Here is a 19783-nt window from a genome sequence, read left to right as displayed (position 1 = left end):
CGGACGGGCCGGACACTCCCGAACGCGCGCTCACCACCTGTGGACGGTCACCGCCTGTGGACGCTCAGTCCTTGTGGACGGTCCCGTCCGGGTCCAGCCCCCGGAAGGAGAGGATCACGATCAGGATGCCGCCGCAGACGATCGCCGAGTCGGCGAGGTTGAAGACCGCGAAGTGCTTGGGCGCGATGAAGTCCACGACCGCACCCTTGAAGACGCCGGGCGAGCGGAAGATCCGGTCGGTGAGGTTGCCCAGGGCACCGCCGAGCAGCAGACCGAGCGCGACCGCCCACGGCAGGCTGTAGAGCTTGCGCGCGAGGCGGGCGATCACGACGATCACGGCGGCCGCGATGACCGTGAAGATCACCGTGAAGGCCTCGCCGAAGCCGAAGGCCGCGCCCGCGTTGCGGATGGCCGCGAACCTCAGCCAGTCCCCGATGATCTCGATCGGTTCGTTGTGCTCCAGCTTGGCGACCACGATCATCTTGCTGACCAGGTCGAGCAGGTACGCGAACGCGGCGACCGCGAACAGCACGGCGATCCGCCGCCTTCCCCGCGGGCGCTCCGGAGCGCCCCCCTGATCGGCGTCGGGCCGTTCCTGCCCGTCCCCCGCCGCGTCCGGGGTGTCCGGAGTACCGATGATGCGCTCCGCCTCTGCCACGTGAGTCCCTCAGCCTAGGTACCTGACTGAGGACGAGGGTACGGCACACTTTCCGTCCCGTACGTGCTCAGGACCCATACCTGCGCGCGATGGCGGCCGATCAGTACCGGCGCTCCTGCTTCTGCTTGCACTCGACGCAGAGGGTCGCCCTCGGGAAGGCCTGCATGCGCGCCTTGCCGATGGGGTTGCCGCAGTTCTCGCACAGGCCGTAGGTGCCCGCGTCCAGGCGCTCCAAGGCGTGCTCGGTCTGAGTGAGCACCTCCCGCGCGGTGGCGGCCAGCGCCAGCTCGTGCTCGCGCGTGATGTTCTTGCTGCCGGTGTCGGCCTCGTCGTCGCCCGCGCCGTCGCCGGAGTCCCGCATCATGCCCTGGAGCGACCGCTCCGCGGAGTCGATCTCGGTGCGCAGCCGGTCGGCCTCCGACTGGAGCCCACCGCGCGCCTCCTCGACCTCTTCCGGGGTCCAGGGCTCCTCACCGGGGCGTACCGCGAGGTCACCGGGGTCCGCAGCGGCGCCGCGGGCCTTGGGAACGGCGGTCTTGGCCGCCGTCGCCGTGCCAGGAGTCTTCTTCGCAACCACCGTCGTGGCTCCCGTCTGCTCCGCGGCCCGCGCCGCGCCCACCTTCTTGGCCGTGCTCTTCTTCGCCGTGCTCTTCTTGGCGGTGCTCTTCTTGGCCGCGGCCTTCTTCGCGGCGCCCGTCGTCCCGTCCGCCGTGGTCTTCTTGGCGGCCGTCTTCTTGGCGGCTGTCTTCTTGGCGGCTGTCTTCTTGGCCGTCGTCTTCTTGGCGGCGGGCTTCTCCGCAGCCGCCTCCGACTGGTCTTCGGCGGTCTTCTTCGCCACCATGGCCGCGGCCCCTTCACATTTTGTGATCTTGCGCGCGAATCGTGCTGGGACGATAAATCGACTCGGGTCCCGCGGCAACGGGGCACGCCGCCCGATTCGCCGGCCCGCCGTGCGCCACGCGGCGAGCATGCATGCGTTGTGCCCAGCTCCCCGCCCGGTAATCCGCCCGGACGGCGTCCGGCCGGGCCGCCCGGACGCCGCACGCGCGCCGGCGGCATTCGGGTCACACCGGGCCCCACCGGGGCCGTGCGGTGCCCACCGCTGCGGCCCCCGCGAAAACGGGTCGGCCGCTGTCCGCGCGGCGCCGTACACTGGGCGGAGCGAAAAGCGTGGATGGGGACGAGTAGCGGCGTCAGCAGCCCAGAGCGACCCGGGGACGGTGTGAGCCCGGGGGCGAGCGCGACGTGAAGATCACCCCGGAGCCGCCGGAAGAAAGCCGTGATCGACAAGGCGCGGCGAGTAGAACCGGTTCGCGACCCCAATGAGGGGGCTGTCCGGCGCACACGACGCACCGGGGAGCCAAGGAGGGTGGTACCGCGGGAGCACGGCTCTCGTCCCTCCGACGGAAGGCAGCACGTCCGCCGGAGGAAGCTCGTTGAATACGCAGCCGCAGTACCGCCAGGTGCCCGCCCAGGTCGACCTGCCCGCGCTCGAACACGCGGTGCTCGACTTCTGGCGCGAGCAGAAGATCTTCGCCAAGAGCCTGGAGCAGTCCGAGGGCCGCCCCGAGTGGGTGTTCTACGAGGGCCCGCCCACCGCCAACGGCATGCCCGGCGCCCACCACATCGAGGCGCGCGTCTTCAAGGACGTCTTCCCCCGGTTCCGCACCATGCGCGGCTACCACGTGGGCCGCAAGGCCGGCTGGGACTGCCACGGCCTCCCGGTGGAGCTGGCGGTGGAGAAGGAGCTGGGCTTCTCCGGCAAGCAGGACATCGAGGCGTACGGCATCGCCGAGTTCAACGCCAAGTGCCGCGAGTCGGTGACCCGCCACACCGACGCCTTCGAGGAGCTCACGACCCGCATGGGTTACTGGGCCGACCTCCAGGACCCGTACCGCACGATGGACCCCGAGTACATCGAGTCCGTCTGGTGGTCGCTGAAGGAGATCTTCAACAAGGGCCTGCTGGTCCAGGACCACCGCGTCGCCCCCTGGTGCCCCCGCTGCGGCACCGGCCTGTCCGACCACGAGCTGGCGCAGGGCTACGAGACGGTCGTCGACCCGTCCGTCTACGTCCGCTTCCCGCTCACCTCCGGCCCGCTGGCCGGTGAGGCCGCGCTCCTGGTGTGGACGACCACGCCCTGGACGCTGGTCTCCAACACGGCGGTCGCCGCGCACCCCGAGGTCACCTACGTCGTCGCGACCAACGGCGACGAGAAGGTCGTCGTCGCCGAGCCCCTGGTCGCCAAGGCCCTCGGCGAAGGCTGGGAGACCACGGGGCAGTCCTTCACCGGTGCCGACATGGAGCGCTGGACGTACCAGCGCCCCTTCGAGCTGGTCGAGTTCCCGGAGCCGGCCCACTACGTCGTCAACGCCGACTACGTCACCACCGAGGACGGCACCGGTCTCGTCCACCAGTCCCCCGCCTTCGGTGAGGACGACCTCAAGGTCTGCCGCGCCTACGGCCTGCCGGTGGTCAACCCGGTCCGCCCCGACGGCACCTTCGAGGAGGACGTCCCGCTGGTCGGCGGCGTCTTCTTCAAGAAGGCCGACGAGAAGCTGACCGAGGACCTCGACAGCCGGGGCCTGCTCTTCCGGCACATCCCGTACGAGCACAGCTACCCGCACTGCTGGCGCTGCCACACCGCGCTGCTGTACTACGCGCAGCCGTCCTGGTACATCCGCACCACGGAGATCAAGGACCGCCTCCTCGAGGAGAACGAGCGGACCAACTGGTTCCCGGACTCCGTCAAGCACGGCCGGTACGGCGACTGGTTGAACAACAACATCGACTGGGCGCTCTCCCGCAACCGCTACTGGGGCACCCCGCTGCCCGTCTGGCGCTGCGAGGACGACCACCTCACCTGCGTGGGCTCGCGCGCCGAGCTGACGGAGCTGACCGGCACCGACCAGTCCGGCCTCGACCCGCACCGCCCGCACATCGACGACGTGACCTTCGCGTGCCCGCAGGACGGGTGCGGGAAGACGGCCACGCGCGTGCCCGAGGTCATCGACGCCTGGTACGACTCGGGTTCCATGCCGTTCGCGCAGTGGGGCTACCCGTACAAGAACAAGGAACTGTTCGAGTCCCGCTACCCGGCGCAGTTCATCAGCGAGGCCATCGACCAGACCCGCGGCTGGTTCTACACGCTGATGGCGGTCGGCACCCTGGTCTTCGACAAGTCCTCCTACGAGAACGTCGTCTGCCTCGGCCACATCCTCGCCGAGGACGGCCGCAAGATGTCCAAGCACCTGGGCAACATCCTCCAACCGATCCCGCTGATGGACCAGCACGGCGCCGACGCCGTCCGCTGGTTCATGGCGGCCGGCGGCTCCCCCTGGGCGGCCCGCCGCGTCGGCCACGGCACGATCCAGGAGGTCGTCCGCAAGACGCTCCTCACCTACTGGAACACGGTCGCCTTCCAGGCCCTGTACGCCCGCACCTCGGGCTGGGCACCGAGCGAGGCCGACCCGGCCCCGGCGGACCGCCCGGTCCTGGACCGCTGGCTGCTCTCCGAGCTGCACGCGCTGACCGACCAGGTCACCCAGGCGCTGGACGCGTACGACACCCAGCGCGCCGGCAAGCTGCTGTCCGCGTTCGTCGACGACCTGTCCAACTGGTACGTGCGCCGCTCCCGCCGCCGCTTCTGGCAGGGCGACAAGGCCGCGCTGCGCACGCTGCACGAGGTCGTCGAGACGGTGACCAGGCTGATGGCGCCGCTGACCCCGTTCATCACCGAACGGGTCTGGCAGGACCTGGTCGTGTCCGTCGACCCGGGCGCCCCGGAGTCGGTCCACCTGTCCTCCTGGCCCGAGGCCGACCTCTCGGCGATCGACCCCGAGCTGTCGAGGCAGATGGTCCTGGTCCGCCGCCTGGTCGAGCTGGGCCGTGCCACCCGCGCGGAGTCGGGCGTCAAGACCCGGCAGCCGCTCAGCCGTGCGCTGATCGCGGGCGCGGGTTTCGACACGCTCTCCCCCGAGCTGCACACCCAGATCACGGAGGAGCTGAACGTCGAGTCGCTCGCGTCGCTGAGCGAGGTCGGCGGCTCCCTGGTCGACACGACCGCCAAGGCCAACTTCCGGGCGCTGGGCAAGCGGTTCGGCAAGCGGGTCCAGGACGTGGCGAAGGCCGTCTCGGCGGCGGACGCGGCCGCCCTCTCCCTCGCCCTGCGCGAAGGCACGGCCTCGGTCGAGGTCGACGGCGAGACCGTCACCCTCGCCCCCGACGAGGTGATCATCACCGAGACGCCCCGCGAGGGCTGGTCGGTCGCCTCCGACGCGGGTGCGACGGTGGCGCTCGACCTGGAGATCACGGAGGAGCTGCGCCGCGCGGGCCTCGCCCGGGACGCCATCCGCCTGATCCAGGAGGCTCGCAAGAACAGCGGCCTCGACGTCGCCGACCGGATCGCCCTGCGCTGGACGGCCACCGACCCGGTGACGATCGCCGCGCTGACCGGCCACTCGGGTCTGATCGCCGACGAGGTCCTCGCCACGGACTTCGCCCAGGGCGAGGCGGACGACACGTACGGGACGCCGTTCACGGACGAGGGCCTGTCCCTGACGTTCCGCCTGCGCAAGCAGTAGCGAGGAGAACGACGAGGGCCCGCCTCCCCCTGCCGGGGAGGCGGGCCCTCGTCGTCGTGCCACCGGAAGGCCTCGGGCACAAGGGCGGGCCCCGGGTCAGAAACCCGGGGCCCGCCCTGAACGCTGCCGACTGCTACGCCGTACTACCTACCGGACGTCGGTGCGCCGGCTCAGTTGTCGTCCTCGTCGATCAGGAACCCGCGCATCGGCGAGGGCGCCTGACCCATCGGCGAGGGGCCCTGCGGCCGCACCGGCGCCATCGGCTGGGTCATCGCCGGCGACATCTGCTGCTGGCCGCCGCCGTAGGACGGACCGGACTGGCCCGGCCCACCGCCCATCGACTGGTTGCCGCCGTAGGACGGGGCACTCGCGCCGGCCGGTGCCATCGAGGGCGCCGGGGACGGCGGCAGAGAGGCCGTCGCGGGCGTACGCGGCGGGGCGAGCGAGTCGTCCGCCTGGGTCTCCAGCTGACGCAGCTGCGACTCCAGGTACGACTTCAGCCGCGTCCGGTACTCGCGCTCGAAGCCGCGCAGGTCCTCGACCTTGCGCTCCAGCGTGGCGCGGGCGGACTCCAGGGAGCCCATCGCGACGCGGTGCTTCTCCTGCGCGTCCCGCTCCAGGGCGTCCGCCTTGGCACGGGCGTCCCGCTCCAGACCCTCGGCACGCGAACGCGCCTCGCCGACGATCTTGTTGGCCTCGGAACGGGCCTCGGCGATCGCCTGGTCGGCGGTCTGCTGGGCCAGCGACAGAACCCGGGCGGCGCTGTCGCCACCGGGGCCGCCCTGACCGGGCATGCCGGGGCCACCGGGGCCCTGCGGACCGCCCATGGGGCCGCCCATCGGACCGGGACCCATCTGGCCCTGCATCGGACCCGGGCCCTGGCCCATCGGCCCGGGACCCTGACCCATGGGGCCGGGACCCTGCGGGCCACCCTGTCCACCGGGGCCGGCGGGCAGCTGCGGGGCACCGCTCGGCAGCTGGGGCGGGCCACCCATGGGGCCACCCATCTGCTGCTGCGGCGGGCCCGATATGCCGGCGGGCACCGGAGCGCCGGGACCTCGCATGCCCTGCTGGGGCATACCGCCCTGCTGCGGCATCCCACCCTGCTGGGGCATGCCGCCCTGCTGCGGTGGGTGCTGCCCGTGCTGCTGGTCCTGCGGGGGTTCCGGAGGCTTGCGCATGTTCTGCTGGTTCTGCGCGGCCGCACGCGTGGCCGCGGCCAGCTTGGCGCGCAGGTCCTCGTTCTCGCGGAGCAGGCGGGTCAGTTCGGCTTCGACCTCATCGAGGAAGGCATCGACCTCGTCCTCGTCATAGCCTTCTCGGAGGCGGACGGTCGTGAACTGCTTGTTCCGCACGTCCTCGGGGGTCAACGGCATCTCTTCACCTCAACGTTGTCGTCGGCATTCGGCAAGCCCGTATCTCTCTCATCGTTCACAGCCGGCTCACGATGTGGATCAGGATGTAGACGATGATCATCAGTACGAAGAAGGACAGGTCGAGCGCCACGCCCCCGAGACGCAGCGGCGGGATGAACCGCCGCAGAAGCTTCAACGGTGGATCGGTGACAGTGTAGGTGGCCTCCAGAACGACCACCATCGCCTTGCCGGGTTGCCACGAGCGGGCGAACTGGAAGACGTAGTCCATGACCAACCGGAAGATGAGCACGATGAGGAAGCACATCAGCGCGATGTAGACGACATCCAGGACCACGCTCATGACTGGTGCTTCCCTCTCCCCTGAACCATCTCTCGGAACCGTCCTCGGATCCGTGTTCTTGCTCTGTACCGGTGGTGCGTCTCAGCTCTGGTTGAAGAACCCGCCCTCTGCGATGCGGGCCTTGTCCTCCGCCGTGACATCGACGTTAGCAGGAGACAGCAGGAACACCTTCTGCGTCACCCGCTCGATACTGCCGTGAAGACCAAACACCAAACCCGCCGCAAAGTCGACAAGTCGCTTCGCATCTGTGTCATCCATCTCAGTGAGATTCATGATCACCGGAGTGCCCTCACGGAAGTGTTCCCCGATGGTACGGGCCTCGTTGTAGGTCCGGGGGTGAAGCGTGGTGATGCGGTAGGGCTCTCGTTCGGACACGACCTTGGGCATGATGACCGGTGCGCTCTTTTCCAGGCTTGCGCGTTCTTGTGTGATGGACGCCACGGGCGCGATCCGCGCCGGGCGCCCGGATTCCGCCGCGAGCGAAGCGGCACGGGGCATCGGCTCGCGCTGCGCGGGCGGTTGCACGACTCGTACCTCTTCGTCCCTTTGGGGCTGATGTGAACCATGCGACTGATGTGCCGGTTCGTGTCGCCGGTGGTCCCGCTCGGGCTCCGGGTCCAGTTCCGGTTCGAAGTCGTCGTCGGGGTCGAACCCCCGGCCGTCGTAACCATCGTCCTCCACGAGGCCGAGGTAGACCGCCATCTTGCGCATCGCGCCGGCCATGCTCTGAGTCCTCCGCTCTGTGGTGGATCGGCTGACGACTGCCAAGTGCCTGCGATCCACGAGGTCGTTGCGTCCGCCTTTCGGCGGTAATGACCATATTTTCTGCTGTGGTCCGACTTCTTGGCGACGTTACCCGAGCCTGGGGCGGACTCCGAGTACCGCAGTGCCGACGCGTACATGTGTCGCTCCGGCGGCCACGGCCTGTTCGAGATCCGCACTCATGCCTGCGGAGACCATGTTCGCAGCAGGATGGTCTCGGCGCACGCGGGTCGACAAATCCATGAGGCGCTCGAACGCGGCCTGTTGGCGTCCCGCGTACTCGCCGGTGAGGGGGGCCACCGTCATCAGCCCGTCGAGCCGCAGCCCCTCGGCCCCGGCGACGAGGCCGGCCAACTCCTCGACGCCGGCGGGCGAGACGCCGCCGCGCTCCCCGCGCTCGCTCTCCCCCGCGTCGAGCGCCACCTGGAGGAGGCAGCCCACCTCGCGGCCGGCCCGCACGGCCTCCTTCGACAGGGCCGTGACGAGGCGGGCCCGGTCGATGGACTGCACCACATCCGCGTACCCGACCACGGAACGCACCTTGTTGGTCTGCAACTGGCCGACGAAATGCCAGGAAAGCGGCAGGTCCGCGCACGCGGCGGCCTTCGGTGCGGCGTCCTGGTCGCGGTTCTCGGCGACGTGCCGCACACCGAGTCCGGAGAGAATGCGCACATCGTCCGCCGGATAGGTCTTGGTGACCACGATGAGGGTGACCTCGTCGCGGGGGCGGCCGGCGGCCGCGCAGGCGGCGCTGATGCGCTCCTCCACCTTCGCCAGGTTGGCGGCGATTTCGTGCTTACGGTCCGTCATGCCCCATCAGTCCAGCCAGACATAGCTCGCGAGCCGCCCGGTGGTGCGGTCGCGTCGGTACGAGAAGTGGTCCCGCGACTCGCGGGTGCACACCGGCGACCCCACCAGGTCGCGCACCCCGAGCCGTTCGAGCTGCGCGTGCACGCCCGCGGCCACGTCGACCGCCGGGGTGCCCCAGCTCGTCTCGGCGTGCACGGCCGGTTCGGCGGCGGCCACCTCGGCCCGCATCTCCTCGGGTACCTCGTAGCACCGGCCGCACACGGCGGGTCCGGTGCGGGCGACGATCCGGGCGGGGTCCGCGCCGAGTCCGGCCATCGCCCGTACGGCCGCGGGGACGACCCCGGCGACCAGGCCGGGCCGGCCCGCGTGGGCCGCGGCGGCGACACCGGCGACCGGGTCGGCGAGCAGGACGGGCACGCAGTCGGCGGTGAGGACGGCGAGGGCGAGACCGCGCTCGGCGGTGACGACCGCGTCGACCCGCGGGACCGGGCGCTCTCCCCAGGGACCGTCGACGACGGCGACGTCCGCGCCGTGCACCTGGTTCATCCAGACCACCCGGTCCGGGTCCACGCCCAGCGACTTGGCGGCCAGCTCCCGGTTGGCCGTGACGGCGCCGGGGTCGTCACCGACCGCGCCGCCGAGATTGAGCTCCTCGTACGGAACGGCGCTCACTCCGCCCCACCGGTCGGTGAAGCCGAAGTGCGCGCCGTTCACGGTGTCGCGCTGTCCTATCACTTCAGGAAGTCCGGCACGTCCAGTTCCTCGGCCGCGCTGTCCGAGTACGTCCGCGACGGCGGGACCGGCGGCGGGGAGACCTGCGGCAGGTCGGCGACCGGCTCGGGCGCGGGCGCCTGCTCCGGCTCCTCCTTCGGCTTCACGCTGCCGAGCGAGCCGAAGGACGGACGGCTGTCGCTCTGCCGTGCCGGGGTGGGCTCCTCGCGCTTGGCCGAGGAGGAGCCCAGGACGTTGTCCCGCTTGGACGGCGGCTGGCCCCCGTCGAAGCCGGCCGCGATCACGGTGACCCGCACCTCGTCGCCGAGCGCGTCGTCGATGACCGCGCCGAAGATGATGTTGGCCTCGGGGTGGGCGGCCTCGCTGACCAGCTGGGCGGCCTCGTTGATCTCGAACAGGCCGAGGTCGGAACCGCCGGAGATGGAGAGCAGGACGCCCCGGGCGCCGTCGATGGACGCCTCCAGGAGCGGCGAGGAGATCGCCATCTCGGCGGCGGCCACCGCGCGGTCGTCGCCGCGGGCCGAGCCGATGCCCATGAGGGCGGAGCCGGCCTCGGACATGACCGACTTGACGTCGGCGAAGTCCAGGTTGATCAGGCCGGGCGTGGTGATCAGGTCGGTGATGCCCTGCACACCGGAGAGCAGCACCTGGTCGGCGGACTTGAACGCGTCGAGCACGCTGACCTGGCGGTCCGAGATGGACAGCAGCCGGTCGTTGGGGATGACGATGAGGGTGTCGACCTCTTCGCGGAGTTCGGCGATGCCGTCCTCCGCCTGGTTGGCCCGGCGCCGTCCCTCGAAGGTGAAGGGGCGGGTGACCACGCCGATGGTGAGGGCGCCCAGCGAGCGGGCGATGTTGGCCACGACGGGCGCGCCGCCGGTGCCGGTGCCGCCGCCTTCTCCGGCTGTCACGAAGACCATGTCGGCCCCCTTGAGGACCTCCTCGATCTCCTCGCGGTGGTCCTCGGCGGCCTTGCGGCCGACGGCCGGGTTGGCTCCGGCGCCGAGTCCGCGGGTGAGTTCGCGACCGACGTCGAGCTTGACGTCGGCGTCGCTCATCAACAGCGCCTGCGCGTCGGTGTTGATGGCGATGAACTCGACGCCCTTGAGACCGACCTCGATCATCCGGTTGATGGCATTGACACCACCGCCGCCGACACCGATGACTTTGATGACTGCGAGGTAGTTCTGCGGTGCTGCCACGTCGAAGGCCTCTCGCCTCGAGTTACGTGTCGCCCGGTCACCGAAGCACTGATGCCCCCGCGACCCGACGACTGATGCCGATTGGGACGGTCCGTAGTGCCGACCCGAACCCTAACGCTGAAGTTTAGGGTTACCAGTGTGTCTGTTCCTTGGAGTCTTCTGAACAGGACACTAAGTCGACAAGTGGCGCACGTTCAACGAACACGCCGAACCTCCCGTTTTTCTTTTCACCCTATGTGATCAGCCGTAGCGCTGCCCAGCCAGGGTGCTGGCCTGCACGGATGCCCGTCAACTCGCCGATGACGCGGGGGCGGTGGGAACACTCACGTCGAAGTGCCGTGCCTTGGGCGTCGCTTTCATCAGCGCGGTGAGCGCGCGGGCTTTGTCCGTACCCTGTTCGCCGCTCCCCCACGCCACGGTCCGGTCGCCGCTCAACTCCAGTGAGATGTCGTCGTAGGAACGGACCTTGACGAGGCGTGCGTCCCGGGCGACCGCGTCCGGGAGGCGGCCCGCCACCCTCACCGCCTCCCGTACCAGACGGTCCTCGTCGAAGCGGCGCAGACTCGCCCCGGCCGAGCCGGAACGTCCGGGCTCCAATTCCAGTGCCGGCACGCCTTTGGGCGCCCGGGAAACCGTGGCGAATCGGACGCCTTCATCGTCCACTTCCACGAAGTTTTTACCCTTTTGGACAATCAGAACCGGGGTGCGCTCCGTCACTTTCAGTCCGATTCCGTGCGGCCAGGAACGCTCGACGCCGACCTCGTCAATGCGGGGCAATTTCCGGCGCAGTCGCGCCTCGACCGCCTCGGTGTCGACGGAGACCAGGGGTTCACCGACGGGCACGTCGGCGGCCTCGCGCACCTGCGCGGGGGTGAGAACCCGCGTTCCGGAGACCGACACGCCGTCCACGCGAGTCCAGTTCGAGCCGTAGAGCACCCAGACGGTGCCGCCCGCGACAAGGGCGAGAGAGACGGCCGTGATGATGATCGTACGAAGACGGGGCGGGCCGAACCGGCGCGCGCGGGGCGGGCCGGACGACTCCTGCTGGCGTTCCCCGCGCTCGGCGGTGGTCGGTCCGGCCACGCTCCCCTGCCTTCCGTCAGTCTCTAGCGGTGGGCACGGGCGGCGATCGCCTCGTACACCATGCCGACGAGCAGGTCGTCGGCGTCCCGGCGGCCGAACTCGGCGGCGGCGCGGGACATCTCGTACAGCCGGTGCGGATCGGCGAGCACCGGCAGGACGTTCTGCTGGAGCCACTCGGGCGTCAGTTCCGCGTCGTCGACCAGCAGTCCGCCGCCGGCCTTGACCACCGGCTGGGCGTTCAGCCGCTGTTCGCCGTTGCCGATGGGCAGCGGGACGTAGGCGGCCGGGAGCCCGACGGCGGAGAGTTCGGCGACGGTCATCGCGCCCGCACGGCAGAGCATCATGTCGGCGGCGGCGTACGCGAGGTCCATCCGGTCCAGATAACTTACCGGGATGTACGGGGGCATCCCCGGCATCTGGTGGACCTGCGGCAGTTCGTTCTTGGGCCCGACCGCGTGCAGGATCTGAATGCCCGCCTGCTGGAGCCAGGGCGCGACCTGCTGGATCACCTCGTTGAGCCGGCGGGCGCCCTGCGAGCCGCCGGTGACCAGCAGCGTCGGCAGGTTGGGGTCGAGCCCGAACATCGCGCGGGCCTCGGGACGGGCGGCGGCCCGGTCCAGGGTGGCGATGGAGCGGCGCAGCGGGATGCCGATGTAGCGGGAGTTGCGCAGCTTGCTGTCGGGGGTGGAGACGGCGACCTGGCTGGCGTAGCGCGAGCCGATCTTGTTGGCCAGGCCGGGGCGGGCGTTGGCCTCGTGCACGACGATCGGCACGCCGAGCCGCTTGGCCGCGAGGTAGGCGGGCAGGGCGACGTAGCCGCCGAAGCCGGCCACGGCGTCCGCCTTGGTGCGCTCCAGGATCTGCTCGGTCGCCTTGATCGTCCCGCGCAGCCGGCCCGGGACGGTGATCAGCTCGGGGGTGGGCTTGCGCGGCAGCGGTACGGCCGGGATCAGCGCCAGCTCGTAACCCCGCTCGGGCACCAGGCGGGTCTCCAGGCCGCGTTCCGTGCCCAGGGCCGTGATCCCCACGGTCGGATCCTGCCTGCGCAGGGCGTCCGCGAGGGCGAGCGCGGGCTCGATGTGGCCCGCGGTTCCTCCGCCGGCGAGTACGACATGCACCGAAATTCACCGCTCTCCGGACGAACGCGCCGCCGAGGCACGCCGTCGCATCGTGTTCCAACTCCGGGGGCCCCGCTTGGTTCCGGGACCCCTGGCTCCCCGCTTTCTACCAAAGCGAGGTTGCCGCAACGCAAGCGCCGCCCGCGCACCGGGTTCGTCTCGCGCGAAGGCGATCAGCAGTCCGATGGCGAACATGGTCGGCAACAGGGCGGAACCGCCGTAGGAGAACAGCGGGAGCGGGACACCGGCGATCGGCAGCAGCCCGAGGACCGCACCGATGTTGATCACGGCCTGGGCCGTGATCCAGGTGGTCACGCCTCCCGCGGCATACCTCACGAACGGGTCCTCCGTGCGTCCGGCCACGCGGATACCCGCATAGCCTAGAGCCGCGAAGAGGGCGAGCACCGACAGCGTCCCCGCCAGGCCCAGTTCCTCACCGGTGACGGCGAAGATGAAGTCGGTGTGGGCCTCGGGGAGTTGGCCCCATTTCTCCACACTGGCACCGAGCCCGGAGCCGAACAGACCGCCCGAGGCGAGGGCGTAGATGCCGTGCACGGCCTGCCAGCAGGAGTCGCCGGGGCCCGGGTCGGTGGCACCGAGGCAGTTGAGCCGGGCCATGCGGTTGGGGCTGGTCTTGATGAGGATGAAGCCGAGCAGCGCGGCGACGGACAGCACGCCGGCGAAGAGCCGGGTGGGCGCGCCCGCCAGCCAGAGCAGCCCGAAGAGGATCGCCGTCAGGATGATCGCCGTGCCCATGTCGCCGCCGATCATGATCAGCCCGAGCAGCATGAACGCGGCCGGGGCCAGCGGCACCAGCATGTGCTTCCACTGGGTCAGCAGCCTCTTGTCCTGCTTGCGGGCCAGCAGGTCCGCGCCCCACAGCACCAGGGCCAGCTTGCCGAACTCGCTGGGCTGGATCTGGAAGGAGCCGCCGAGGGCGATCCAGTTCTGGTTGCCGTTGACCGCGACTCCTATCCCCGGCACCTGCACCAGGATCATCAGGAAGACGGCACCGGCGAGGATCGGGTAGGCCAGCGCGCGGTGCAGCTTCACCGGCATCCGCATGGCGGCCACGAGCAGTCCGGCGCCGATCAGGGCGGCCAGGGCCTGCTTGCGGAAGAAGTAGGAGCCGGGCAGCGACAGCTGGAGCGCGGTGATCTGGGAGGCCGAGTAGACCATCACCAGACCGAGCACGGTGATCAGCGCGCTGCCGCCGAAGATCAGGTAGTACGCGGTCAGCGGCCGGTCCCAGGCGCGGCGCAGGCGCAGGTACAGGCGGAGCACCGGGTTCTCGTGCTGCGGCCCCGGCGCCACGGGTCGCTTGACGGCCCGTTGTACAGGCGGACGTCCGGTACGGCTCTGGGGACTACCGGGCATCGCTGCCTCCGCTGTACGTCGGCATGGACCGTCCCACGCGTCCTCCCGAGGTCACCCGGCGCAGGGAGGCGGCCGGGTCAGGCGCCGAGTTCGCGAACGGCCTCCGCGAACGCGTCGCCGCGCTTGTTGTAGTTGGTGAACATGTCCATGGAGGCACAGGCCGGGGCCAGCAGGACCGTGTCGCCGGGCCGGGCGAGTCGCTGGGCTTCCTGGACGGCCTGGAGCATCGCCCCAGTGTCGGTCCGGTCGAGGTCGACCACGGGTACTTCGGGGGCGTGTCGCGCCAGGGCTTCGCGGATCAGGGCGCGGTCGGCGCCGATGAGGACCGCCCCGCGCAGCCGCTTGGCCGCGCCCGTGACCAGTTCGTCGAAGGTCGCGCCCTTGGCCAGCCCGCCGGCGATCCAGACGATCGACTCGTACGCCGCCAAGGACGCCTCGGCGGCGTGGGTGTTGGTGGCCTTGGAGTCGTCCACGTACGCGACCCCGTCGACGTCGGCGACGTGCGCGATGCGGTGGGCGTCGGGCGTGAAGGCCCGCAGCCCGTCCCGTACGGCCGCGGCGGAGACGCCGAAGGCGCGGGCCAGGCCGGCGGCGGCCAGGGCGTTGGCGATGTTGTGCGGGGCGGGCGGATCGACGTCCGAGACCTCGGCGAGTTCCTGGGCGTTCCTCTGCCGGTCCTCGACGAAGGCGCGGTCCACCAGGATGCCGTCGACGACACCGAGTTGGGAGGGCGCCGGGGAGCCGAGGGTGAAGCCGACGGCCCGGCAGCCCTCCTCGACGTCGGCCTCGCGGACCAGGTCCTCGGTGGCCTTGTCGGCGACGTTGTAGACGCAGGCGACGCGGTTGCCCTCGTAGATCCGGCCCTTGTCGGCGGCGTAGGCCTCCATGGAGCCGTGCCAGTCGAGGTGGTCGGGGGCGAGGTTGAGCACGACGGCCGAGTGGGCTCGCAGGGAGGGCGCCCAGTGGAGCTGGTAGCTGGACAGCTCCACGGCCAGGACGTCGTACTCCTCGTCGCCGGTGACCGCGTCCAGCAGGGAGACGCCGATGTTGCCGACGGCGGCGGTGCGCAGGCCGGCCGCCTTCAGGATCGACGCCAGCATCTGGACGGTGGTGGTCTTGCCGTTGGTGCCGGTGACCGCGAGCCAGGGGGCGGCATCGGGGCGGCGCAGGCGCCAGGCCAGTTCGACGTCGCCCCAGACGGGGACGCCGGCCTCGTGGGCCGCGGTGAACAGCGGCTTGTCCGGCTTCCAGCCCGGCGCGGTGACGATCAGCTCGGTGCCCTCGGGCAGGGTCGCTCCGTCACCGAGACGCACGGTGACGCCGAGCGCCTCCAGGTCCGCCGCCTGCGCCCGCGCGCGCTCGTCGTCGCCGTCGTTGACGACGGTGACGCGCGCGCCGAGCCCGTGCAGGACCTTGGCGGCCGGGACGCCGGAGACGCCGAGGCCGGCGACGGTGACGTGCTTGCCCTGGAAGTCGAAAGGCACCGAGGAGTCGGTCACTTGTCCGCTGCCCATCCCGCGTAGAAGAGGCCCAGTCCGACGATCACACAGATGCCCTGGATGATCCAGAAGCGGACCACGACAAGGACCTCGGACCAGCCTTTGAGTTCGAAGTGGTGCTGGAGTGGCGCCATCCGGAAGACCCGCTTGCCGGTCAGGCGGAACGAGCCGACCTGGATGACCACCGACATGGTGATCAGGACGAACAGGCCGCCGAGGATGGCCATCAGCAGCTCGGTGCGCGAGCAGATCGCCAGACCCGCGAGCACACCGCCGAGCGCGAGCGAACCGGTGTCGCCCATGAAGATCTTGGCCGGCGAGGTGTTCCACCACAGGAAGCCGAGGCAGGCGCCCATCAGCGCGGACGCGACCACGGCGAGGTCGAGGGGGTCTCTCACCTCGTAGCAGGCGCCCGGGTTGGTCAGGGTCAGCGCGTTGGCGCACGACTCCTGGAACTGCCAGACGCCGATGAAAGTGTAGGCACCGAAGACCAGGACGGAGGCGCCGGTGGCCAGGCCGTCCAGGCCGTCGGTCAGGTTCACGCCGTTCGACATCGCGAGGATCATGAACAGCGCCCAGATGACGAACAGCACCGGGCCGATCGACCAGCCGAAGTCGGTGATGAACGACAGCTTGGTCGAGGCCGGGGTGTTGCCGCGGTTGTCCGCGAACTGCAGCGAGAGCACGGCGAAGCCGATGCCGACGATCAGCTGGCCGGCCATCTTCGCCTTGGCCCGCAGGCCCAGCGACCGCCTCTTGACGATCTTGATGTAGTCGTCGAGGAAGCCGACCAGGCCCATGCCCACCATCAGGCCGAGCACCAGCAGGCCCGAGAAGGTCGGGCCCGCGTCGGTGTCGGGGTCCAGGTAGCTGGTGATCACCTTCGCCAGGAAGTAGGCGGCGACCGTGGCGAAGATGAAGGCGATACCGCCCATCGTCGGCGTACCGCGCTTGCTGGCGTGCTCGCGCGGTCCGTCGTCGCGGATGTACTGGCCGTAGCCCTTGCGGGCCAGGAGCTTGATCAGCAGCGGGGTGCCGACCAGCGTCAGGAAGAGGCCAATGACGCCCGCGAACAGGATCTGCTTCATCATCGGGCGGCAACCTCACCCTCGGCGCCGGTCTCGAGCAGCGCCGCGGCGACACTCTCCAGACCCACCGAACGGGACGCCTTCACGAGCACGACGTCCCCCGGGCGCAACTCGCTGCGCAACAGGTCGACCGCCGCCTGTGCGTCGGACACGTGCACCGACTCCTCACCCCACGAACCCTCGTTATATGCGCCCAGTTGCAGCCATTGGGCTTCCCTGCCCCCGACCGCGACGAGCTTGCTGACGTTGAGCCGGACGGCGAGCCGCCCGACCGCGTCGTGCTCGGCGAGCGCCTCGTCCCCGAGCTCGGCCATCTTGCCGAGCACCGCCCACGTACGGCGCCCCTTGCCGATGGCCACCAGCGCGCGCAGCGCGGCTTTCATGGACTCGGGGTTCGCGTTGTAGGCGTCGTTGACGACCGTCACGCCGTCCGGGCGCTCGGTGACCTCCATCCGCCAGCGGGAGAGGGAGTCCGCTTCGGAGAGCGCGGTGGCGATCTCGTCTGCGGACATGCCCAACTCGTGGGCGACGGCGGCCGCGGCGAGCGCGTTCGACACGTGGTGCTCACCGTACAGGCGCATGGTCACATCGCTTGCACCGGAGGGTGTGTGAAGCCTGAACGAAGGCTGTCCGGTGTCCGTGAGTCGCACGTTCTCGGCGCGAACGTCCGCTTCGTCGGACTCTCCGAAAAGGATCACCTTCGCCTTCGTTCGGGAGGCCATGGCCCGTACGAGGGGGTCGTCCGCGTTGAGGATCGCGGCACCGCCCTCCTCGGCCGGCGGCAGCGCCTCGACGAGTTCGCCCTTGGCCTGGGCGATCTGCTCCCGGCCGCCGAACTCGCCGATGTGCGCGGAGCCGACGTTGAGGACGAGGCCGACCTTCGGCGGGGTCAGCTCGCAGAGGTACCGGATGTGGCCGATGCCCCGCGCGCCCATCTCCAGGACGAGGAACCTGGTCTCCTCGGTGGCGGTGAGCGCGGTGAGCGGCAGCCCGATCTCGTTGTTGAGGGAGCCGGGCGTGAAGACCGTGGGCGCCTTGCGGCGCAGCACCTGGGCGATGAGGTCCTTGGTGCTGGTCTTGCCGGCGGACCCGGTGAGGGCGACGAGCGTGGTGCCGAGGCGGCGTACGACGTGCCGGGCGAGGGCGCCGAGGGCGGCCTGGACGTCGTCCACGACGATCGCGGGCACGCCGACGGGGCGGGAGCCGAGCACGGCCGCCGCCCCGGCCTCGACGACCGCGGCGGCGAAGTCGTGGCCGTCCACCCGTTCGCCGACGAAGGCGACGAAGAGGCTGCCCGGCCCCGCTTCCCGGGAGTCCCGGACGACGGGGCCGGTGACCTGCGCGGACGCGTCCGGTATGTCATGCATCCGCCCGCCGACGACTTCTGCGATCTCGGCGAGAGAGAGGGTGATCACAAGTTCGTCCCCTGGATCATCTGGGTCATCGGGATCTCATCCCTGGGTCTTCTTGATGGCTTCGCGCAGCACCTGGCGGTCGTCGAAGGGACGGACCACCCCGGCGATGTCCTGGCCCTGCTCGTGGCCCTTGCCGGCCACCAGCACCGTGTCGCCGGGCTCGGCCCGGGCGACGGCGGCGGCGATCGCGGCGGCCCGGTCCTCGAAGACCTGCACCTCGCCGCGCTCGTGGGCGGGCACGGAGGCCGCGCCCTGGAGCATGGTGGCGAGGATCGCGAGCGGGTCCTCGGAGCGGGGGTTGTCGGAGGTCAGTACGGCCGTGTCGGCGAACCGGGCCACGGCGGCGCCCATCGGCTCGCGCTTGGTGGTGTCCCGGTCGCCGCCGCAGCCGAGCACGGCGTGCAGCTTGCCCTCGGTCACCTTGCGCAGGGCGCGCAGGACCGACTCGACGGCGTCGGTCTTGTGGGCGTAGTCGACCACCGCGAAGTACGGCTGGCCCTCGTCCACGCGCTCCAGGCGGCCCGGCACGCCCGGCACCGCGGCGACGCCGTCGGCGGCCTCGTGCGGGTCCAGGCCGGCGGCGGCCAGGGCGACGATCGCGGCGAGGGTGTTCGCCACGTTGAACGGTCCGGCCAGCGGCGACTTGGCGGTCACGCGCTCGCCCTTGGGCCCCAGCACGGTGAACGTGGAGTCCAGCGGGCCGACCTCGACCTCGTCGGCGCGCCAGTCCGCGTCGGGGTGGCCCTCGGCGGAGTAGGTGACGACCGGGACGGTGGCCTCGTTGGCGAGGCGGCGCCCGTACTCGTCGTCCACGTTGACCACGCCGAGCTTGCTGCGTTCCGGCGTGAACAGCTGCGCCTTGGCCTGGAAGTAGTCCTCCATGCCGGAGTGGAACTCCATGTGCTCCGGGCTGAGGTTGGTGAAGACCGCGATGTCGAAGACGCAGGCGTCGACGCGGCCGAGCACCAGGGCGTGGCTGGAGACCTCCATGGCGACCGCCTCGGTGCCGCGCTCGCGCATCACGGCGAACAGGGCCTGGAGGTCGGTGGCCTCGGGCGTGGTGCGTTCGGACTTGATGCGCTCGTCGCCGATGCGCATCTCGACCGTGCCGATGAGGCCGGTGGACTTCGCCGTGCGCAGACCGCCCTCGACGAGGTAGGCGGTGGTGGTCTTGCCGGAGGTGCCGGTGATGCCGATCTGGAGCAGGTCGCGGCCTGGGTGGCCGTAGATCGTGGCCGCCAGCTCCCCCATCTGCGCCCGCGGATCGTCGACGACGAGCGCCGGCAGGCCGGCGGCGGCGACGCGCTCGGCGCCGGACGGGTCGGTCAGCACGGCGACGGCGCCGAGGCCCTCGGCCTGGGTGGCGAAGTCGGCGCCGTGCAGGCGGGCACCGGGCAGGGCGGCGTACAGGTCACCGGGGCGGACGGCGCGGGAGTCGTGGGTGATGCCCGTGACTCCGGCGGTGCTGTCCGGCGCGGCGACACCCAGCTGATCGGCGAGTTCCGCGAGGGGTGTGGCGGAGATCCGCACCGGCCGGGGCGGTCCCGGGTATGTCACGGGTTGGCCCTTCTGGGTGGTTTGGGACTGATCAGGGTGTGGCACGGCGGTGAGCGTACCGGGCGTACCGGCTTCCGGGCGAAGTGAGGGCTCGGGGCTGCTCTGGTTCCCGGGGTCGGGGGTGATCGTTGTCACGGGTGGTTCCTGGTGGCTCGGTACTGAATCGACGCTGGCTCGGTACTG

At 70.7% G+C, this 19783-nt stretch carries 16 protein-coding genes; 1 reads left to right on the top strand and 15 read right to left on the bottom strand.

All coding sequences use genetic code 11. The features are described 5' to 3' along the window. Positions 1 to 64 precede the first annotated feature (64 nt). The gene (lspA, locus tag ACGF3J_RS27465; RefSeq protein WP_122614926.1) at positions 65 to 658 is read right to left on the bottom strand and encodes a signal peptidase II; all 594 of its coding nucleotides are present in this window, start codon (positions 656 to 658) and stop codon (positions 65 to 67) included. A gap of 100 nt (positions 659 to 758) precedes the next feature. Beyond that, complete coding sequence (locus tag ACGF3J_RS27460; RefSeq protein ID WP_161327803.1) at positions 759 to 1499, bottom strand: TraR/DksA family transcriptional regulator; 741 nt, start codon at positions 1497 to 1499, stop codon at positions 759 to 761. Between the two features lie 595 nt (positions 1500 to 2094). On the opposite strand from ACGF3J_RS27460, the gene ileS reads away from it, so the two are divergent. Further along, a complete protein-coding gene (gene ileS, locus ACGF3J_RS27455) occupies positions 2095 to 5241 on the top strand; it encodes an isoleucine--tRNA ligase (RefSeq protein ID WP_161327804.1) in 3147 nt (1048 codons plus the stop codon). A gap of 170 nt (positions 5242 to 5411) precedes the next feature. Here the strand turns inward: ileS and divIVA are convergent, their stop codons facing one another. The 13 genes from divIVA to ACGF3J_RS27390 all read right to left on the bottom strand — a co-directional run bounded on the left by divIVA (position 5412) and on the right by ACGF3J_RS27390 (position 19600). Continuing rightward, positions 5412 to 6617, bottom strand: a complete 1206-nt coding sequence (gene divIVA / locus ACGF3J_RS27450) for an apical growth/hyphal branching protein DivIVA (protein WP_125491050.1) — start codon at positions 6615 to 6617, stop codon at positions 5412 to 5414. 55 nt (positions 6618 to 6672) lie between these two features. Then, positions 6673 to 6957: a YggT family protein gene (locus ACGF3J_RS27445; protein WP_122614930.1), complete on the bottom strand. Its 285-nt coding sequence runs from the start codon at positions 6955 to 6957 to the stop codon at positions 6673 to 6675. Between the two features lie 81 nt (positions 6958 to 7038). After that, positions 7039 to 7680: a cell division protein SepF gene (locus ACGF3J_RS27440; RefSeq protein WP_161327805.1), complete on the bottom strand. Its 642-nt coding sequence runs from the start codon at positions 7678 to 7680 to the stop codon at positions 7039 to 7041. Between the two features lie 129 nt (positions 7681 to 7809). Further along, positions 7810 to 8529: a YggS family pyridoxal phosphate-dependent enzyme gene (locus ACGF3J_RS27435; RefSeq protein WP_161327806.1), complete on the bottom strand. Its 720-nt coding sequence runs from the start codon at positions 8527 to 8529 to the stop codon at positions 7810 to 7812. Positions 8530 to 8535: 6 nt separating this feature from the next. Further along, positions 8536 to 9264, bottom strand: a complete 729-nt coding sequence (pgeF, locus tag ACGF3J_RS27430; protein WP_393854992.1) for a peptidoglycan editing factor PgeF — start codon at positions 9262 to 9264, stop codon at positions 8536 to 8538. Then, positions 9261 to 10463: a cell division protein FtsZ gene (gene ftsZ, locus ACGF3J_RS27425; protein WP_161330395.1), complete on the bottom strand. Its 1203-nt coding sequence runs from the start codon at positions 10461 to 10463 to the stop codon at positions 9261 to 9263. The genes pgeF and ftsZ overlap by 4 nt, the downstream gene beginning before the upstream one ends. Positions 10464 to 10751: 288 nt before the next feature. Continuing rightward, positions 10752 to 11546, bottom strand: coding sequence for a cell division protein FtsQ (gene ftsQ / locus ACGF3J_RS27420; protein WP_161330394.1), 795 nt, complete (start codon positions 11544 to 11546; stop codon positions 10752 to 10754). 23 nt (positions 11547 to 11569) lie between these two features. Next, positions 11570 to 12664 carry an undecaprenyldiphospho-muramoylpentapeptide beta-N-acetylglucosaminyltransferase gene (gene murG, locus ACGF3J_RS27415; protein ID WP_064727427.1) on the bottom strand — a complete coding sequence of 365 codons (1095 nt, stop codon included), beginning with the start codon at positions 12662 to 12664 and terminating at the stop codon, positions 11570 to 11572. Between the two features lie 6 nt (positions 12665 to 12670). Further along, positions 12671 to 14041: a putative lipid II flippase FtsW gene (ftsW, locus tag ACGF3J_RS27410; RefSeq protein WP_161330393.1), complete on the bottom strand. Its 1371-nt coding sequence runs from the start codon at positions 14039 to 14041 to the stop codon at positions 12671 to 12673. A 77-nt stretch (positions 14042 to 14118) separates the two neighbouring features. Continuing rightward, entirely contained in the window at positions 14119 to 15525 is a 1407-nt protein-coding gene (gene murD, locus ACGF3J_RS27405) for a UDP-N-acetylmuramoyl-L-alanine--D-glutamate ligase (protein WP_346346192.1), read from the bottom strand. Between the two features lie 11 nt (positions 15526 to 15536). Continuing rightward, positions 15537 to 16628: a phospho-N-acetylmuramoyl-pentapeptide-transferase gene (mraY, locus tag ACGF3J_RS27400; RefSeq protein ID WP_064727430.1), complete on the bottom strand. Its 1092-nt coding sequence runs from the start codon at positions 16626 to 16628 to the stop codon at positions 15537 to 15539. After that, complete coding sequence (murF, locus tag ACGF3J_RS27395) at positions 16628 to 18043, bottom strand: UDP-N-acetylmuramoyl-tripeptide--D-alanyl-D-alanine ligase (protein ID WP_125491057.1); 1416 nt, start codon at positions 18041 to 18043, stop codon at positions 16628 to 16630. The genes mraY and murF overlap by 1 nt, the downstream gene beginning before the upstream one ends. 36 nt (positions 18044 to 18079) lie before the next feature. After that, the gene (locus ACGF3J_RS27390) at positions 18080 to 19600 is read right to left on the bottom strand and encodes a UDP-N-acetylmuramoyl-L-alanyl-D-glutamate--2,6-diaminopimelate ligase (RefSeq protein ID WP_161330391.1); all 1521 of its coding nucleotides are present in this window, start codon (positions 19598 to 19600) and stop codon (positions 18080 to 18082) included. Positions 19601 to 19783: the final 183 nt, after the last annotated feature.

It is taken from the genome of Streptomyces sp. NPDC048171, assembly GCF_043202655.1.
Taxonomy (GTDB): domain Bacteria; phylum Actinomycetota; class Actinomycetes; order Streptomycetales; family Streptomycetaceae; genus Streptomyces.
The sequence above is the reverse complement of the archived record's forward strand: the minus strand, read 5'-3'. Positions and strand labels throughout refer to the sequence as shown.

Excerpts from the sequence above, each read along its gene's own strand:
- ACGF3J_RS27460 (WP_161327803.1), bottom strand. The coding sequence starts at position 1,499 with ATGGTGGCGAAGAAGACCGCCGAAGACCAGTCGGAGGCGGCTGCGGAG.
- divIVA (WP_125491050.1), bottom strand. The coding sequence starts at position 6,617 with ATGCCGTTGACCCCCGAGGACGTGCGGAACAAGCAGTTCACGACCGTC.
- ACGF3J_RS27440 (WP_161327805.1), bottom strand. The coding sequence starts at position 7,680 with ATGGCCGGCGCGATGCGCAAGATGGCGGTCTACCTCGGCCTCGTGGAG.
- ACGF3J_RS27435 (WP_161327806.1), bottom strand. The coding sequence starts at position 8,529 with ATGACGGACCGTAAGCACGAAATCGCCGCCAACCTGGCGAAGGTGGAG.
- ACGF3J_RS27445 (WP_122614930.1), bottom strand. The coding sequence starts at position 6,957 with ATGAGCGTGGTCCTGGATGTCGTCTACATCGCGCTGATGTGCTTCCTC.
- ftsW (WP_161330393.1), bottom strand. The coding sequence starts at position 14,041 with ATGCCCGGTAGTCCCCAGAGCCGTACCGGACGTCCGCCTGTACAACGG.
- mraY (WP_064727430.1), bottom strand. The coding sequence starts at position 16,628 with ATGAAGCAGATCCTGTTCGCGGGCGTCATTGGCCTCTTCCTGACGCTG.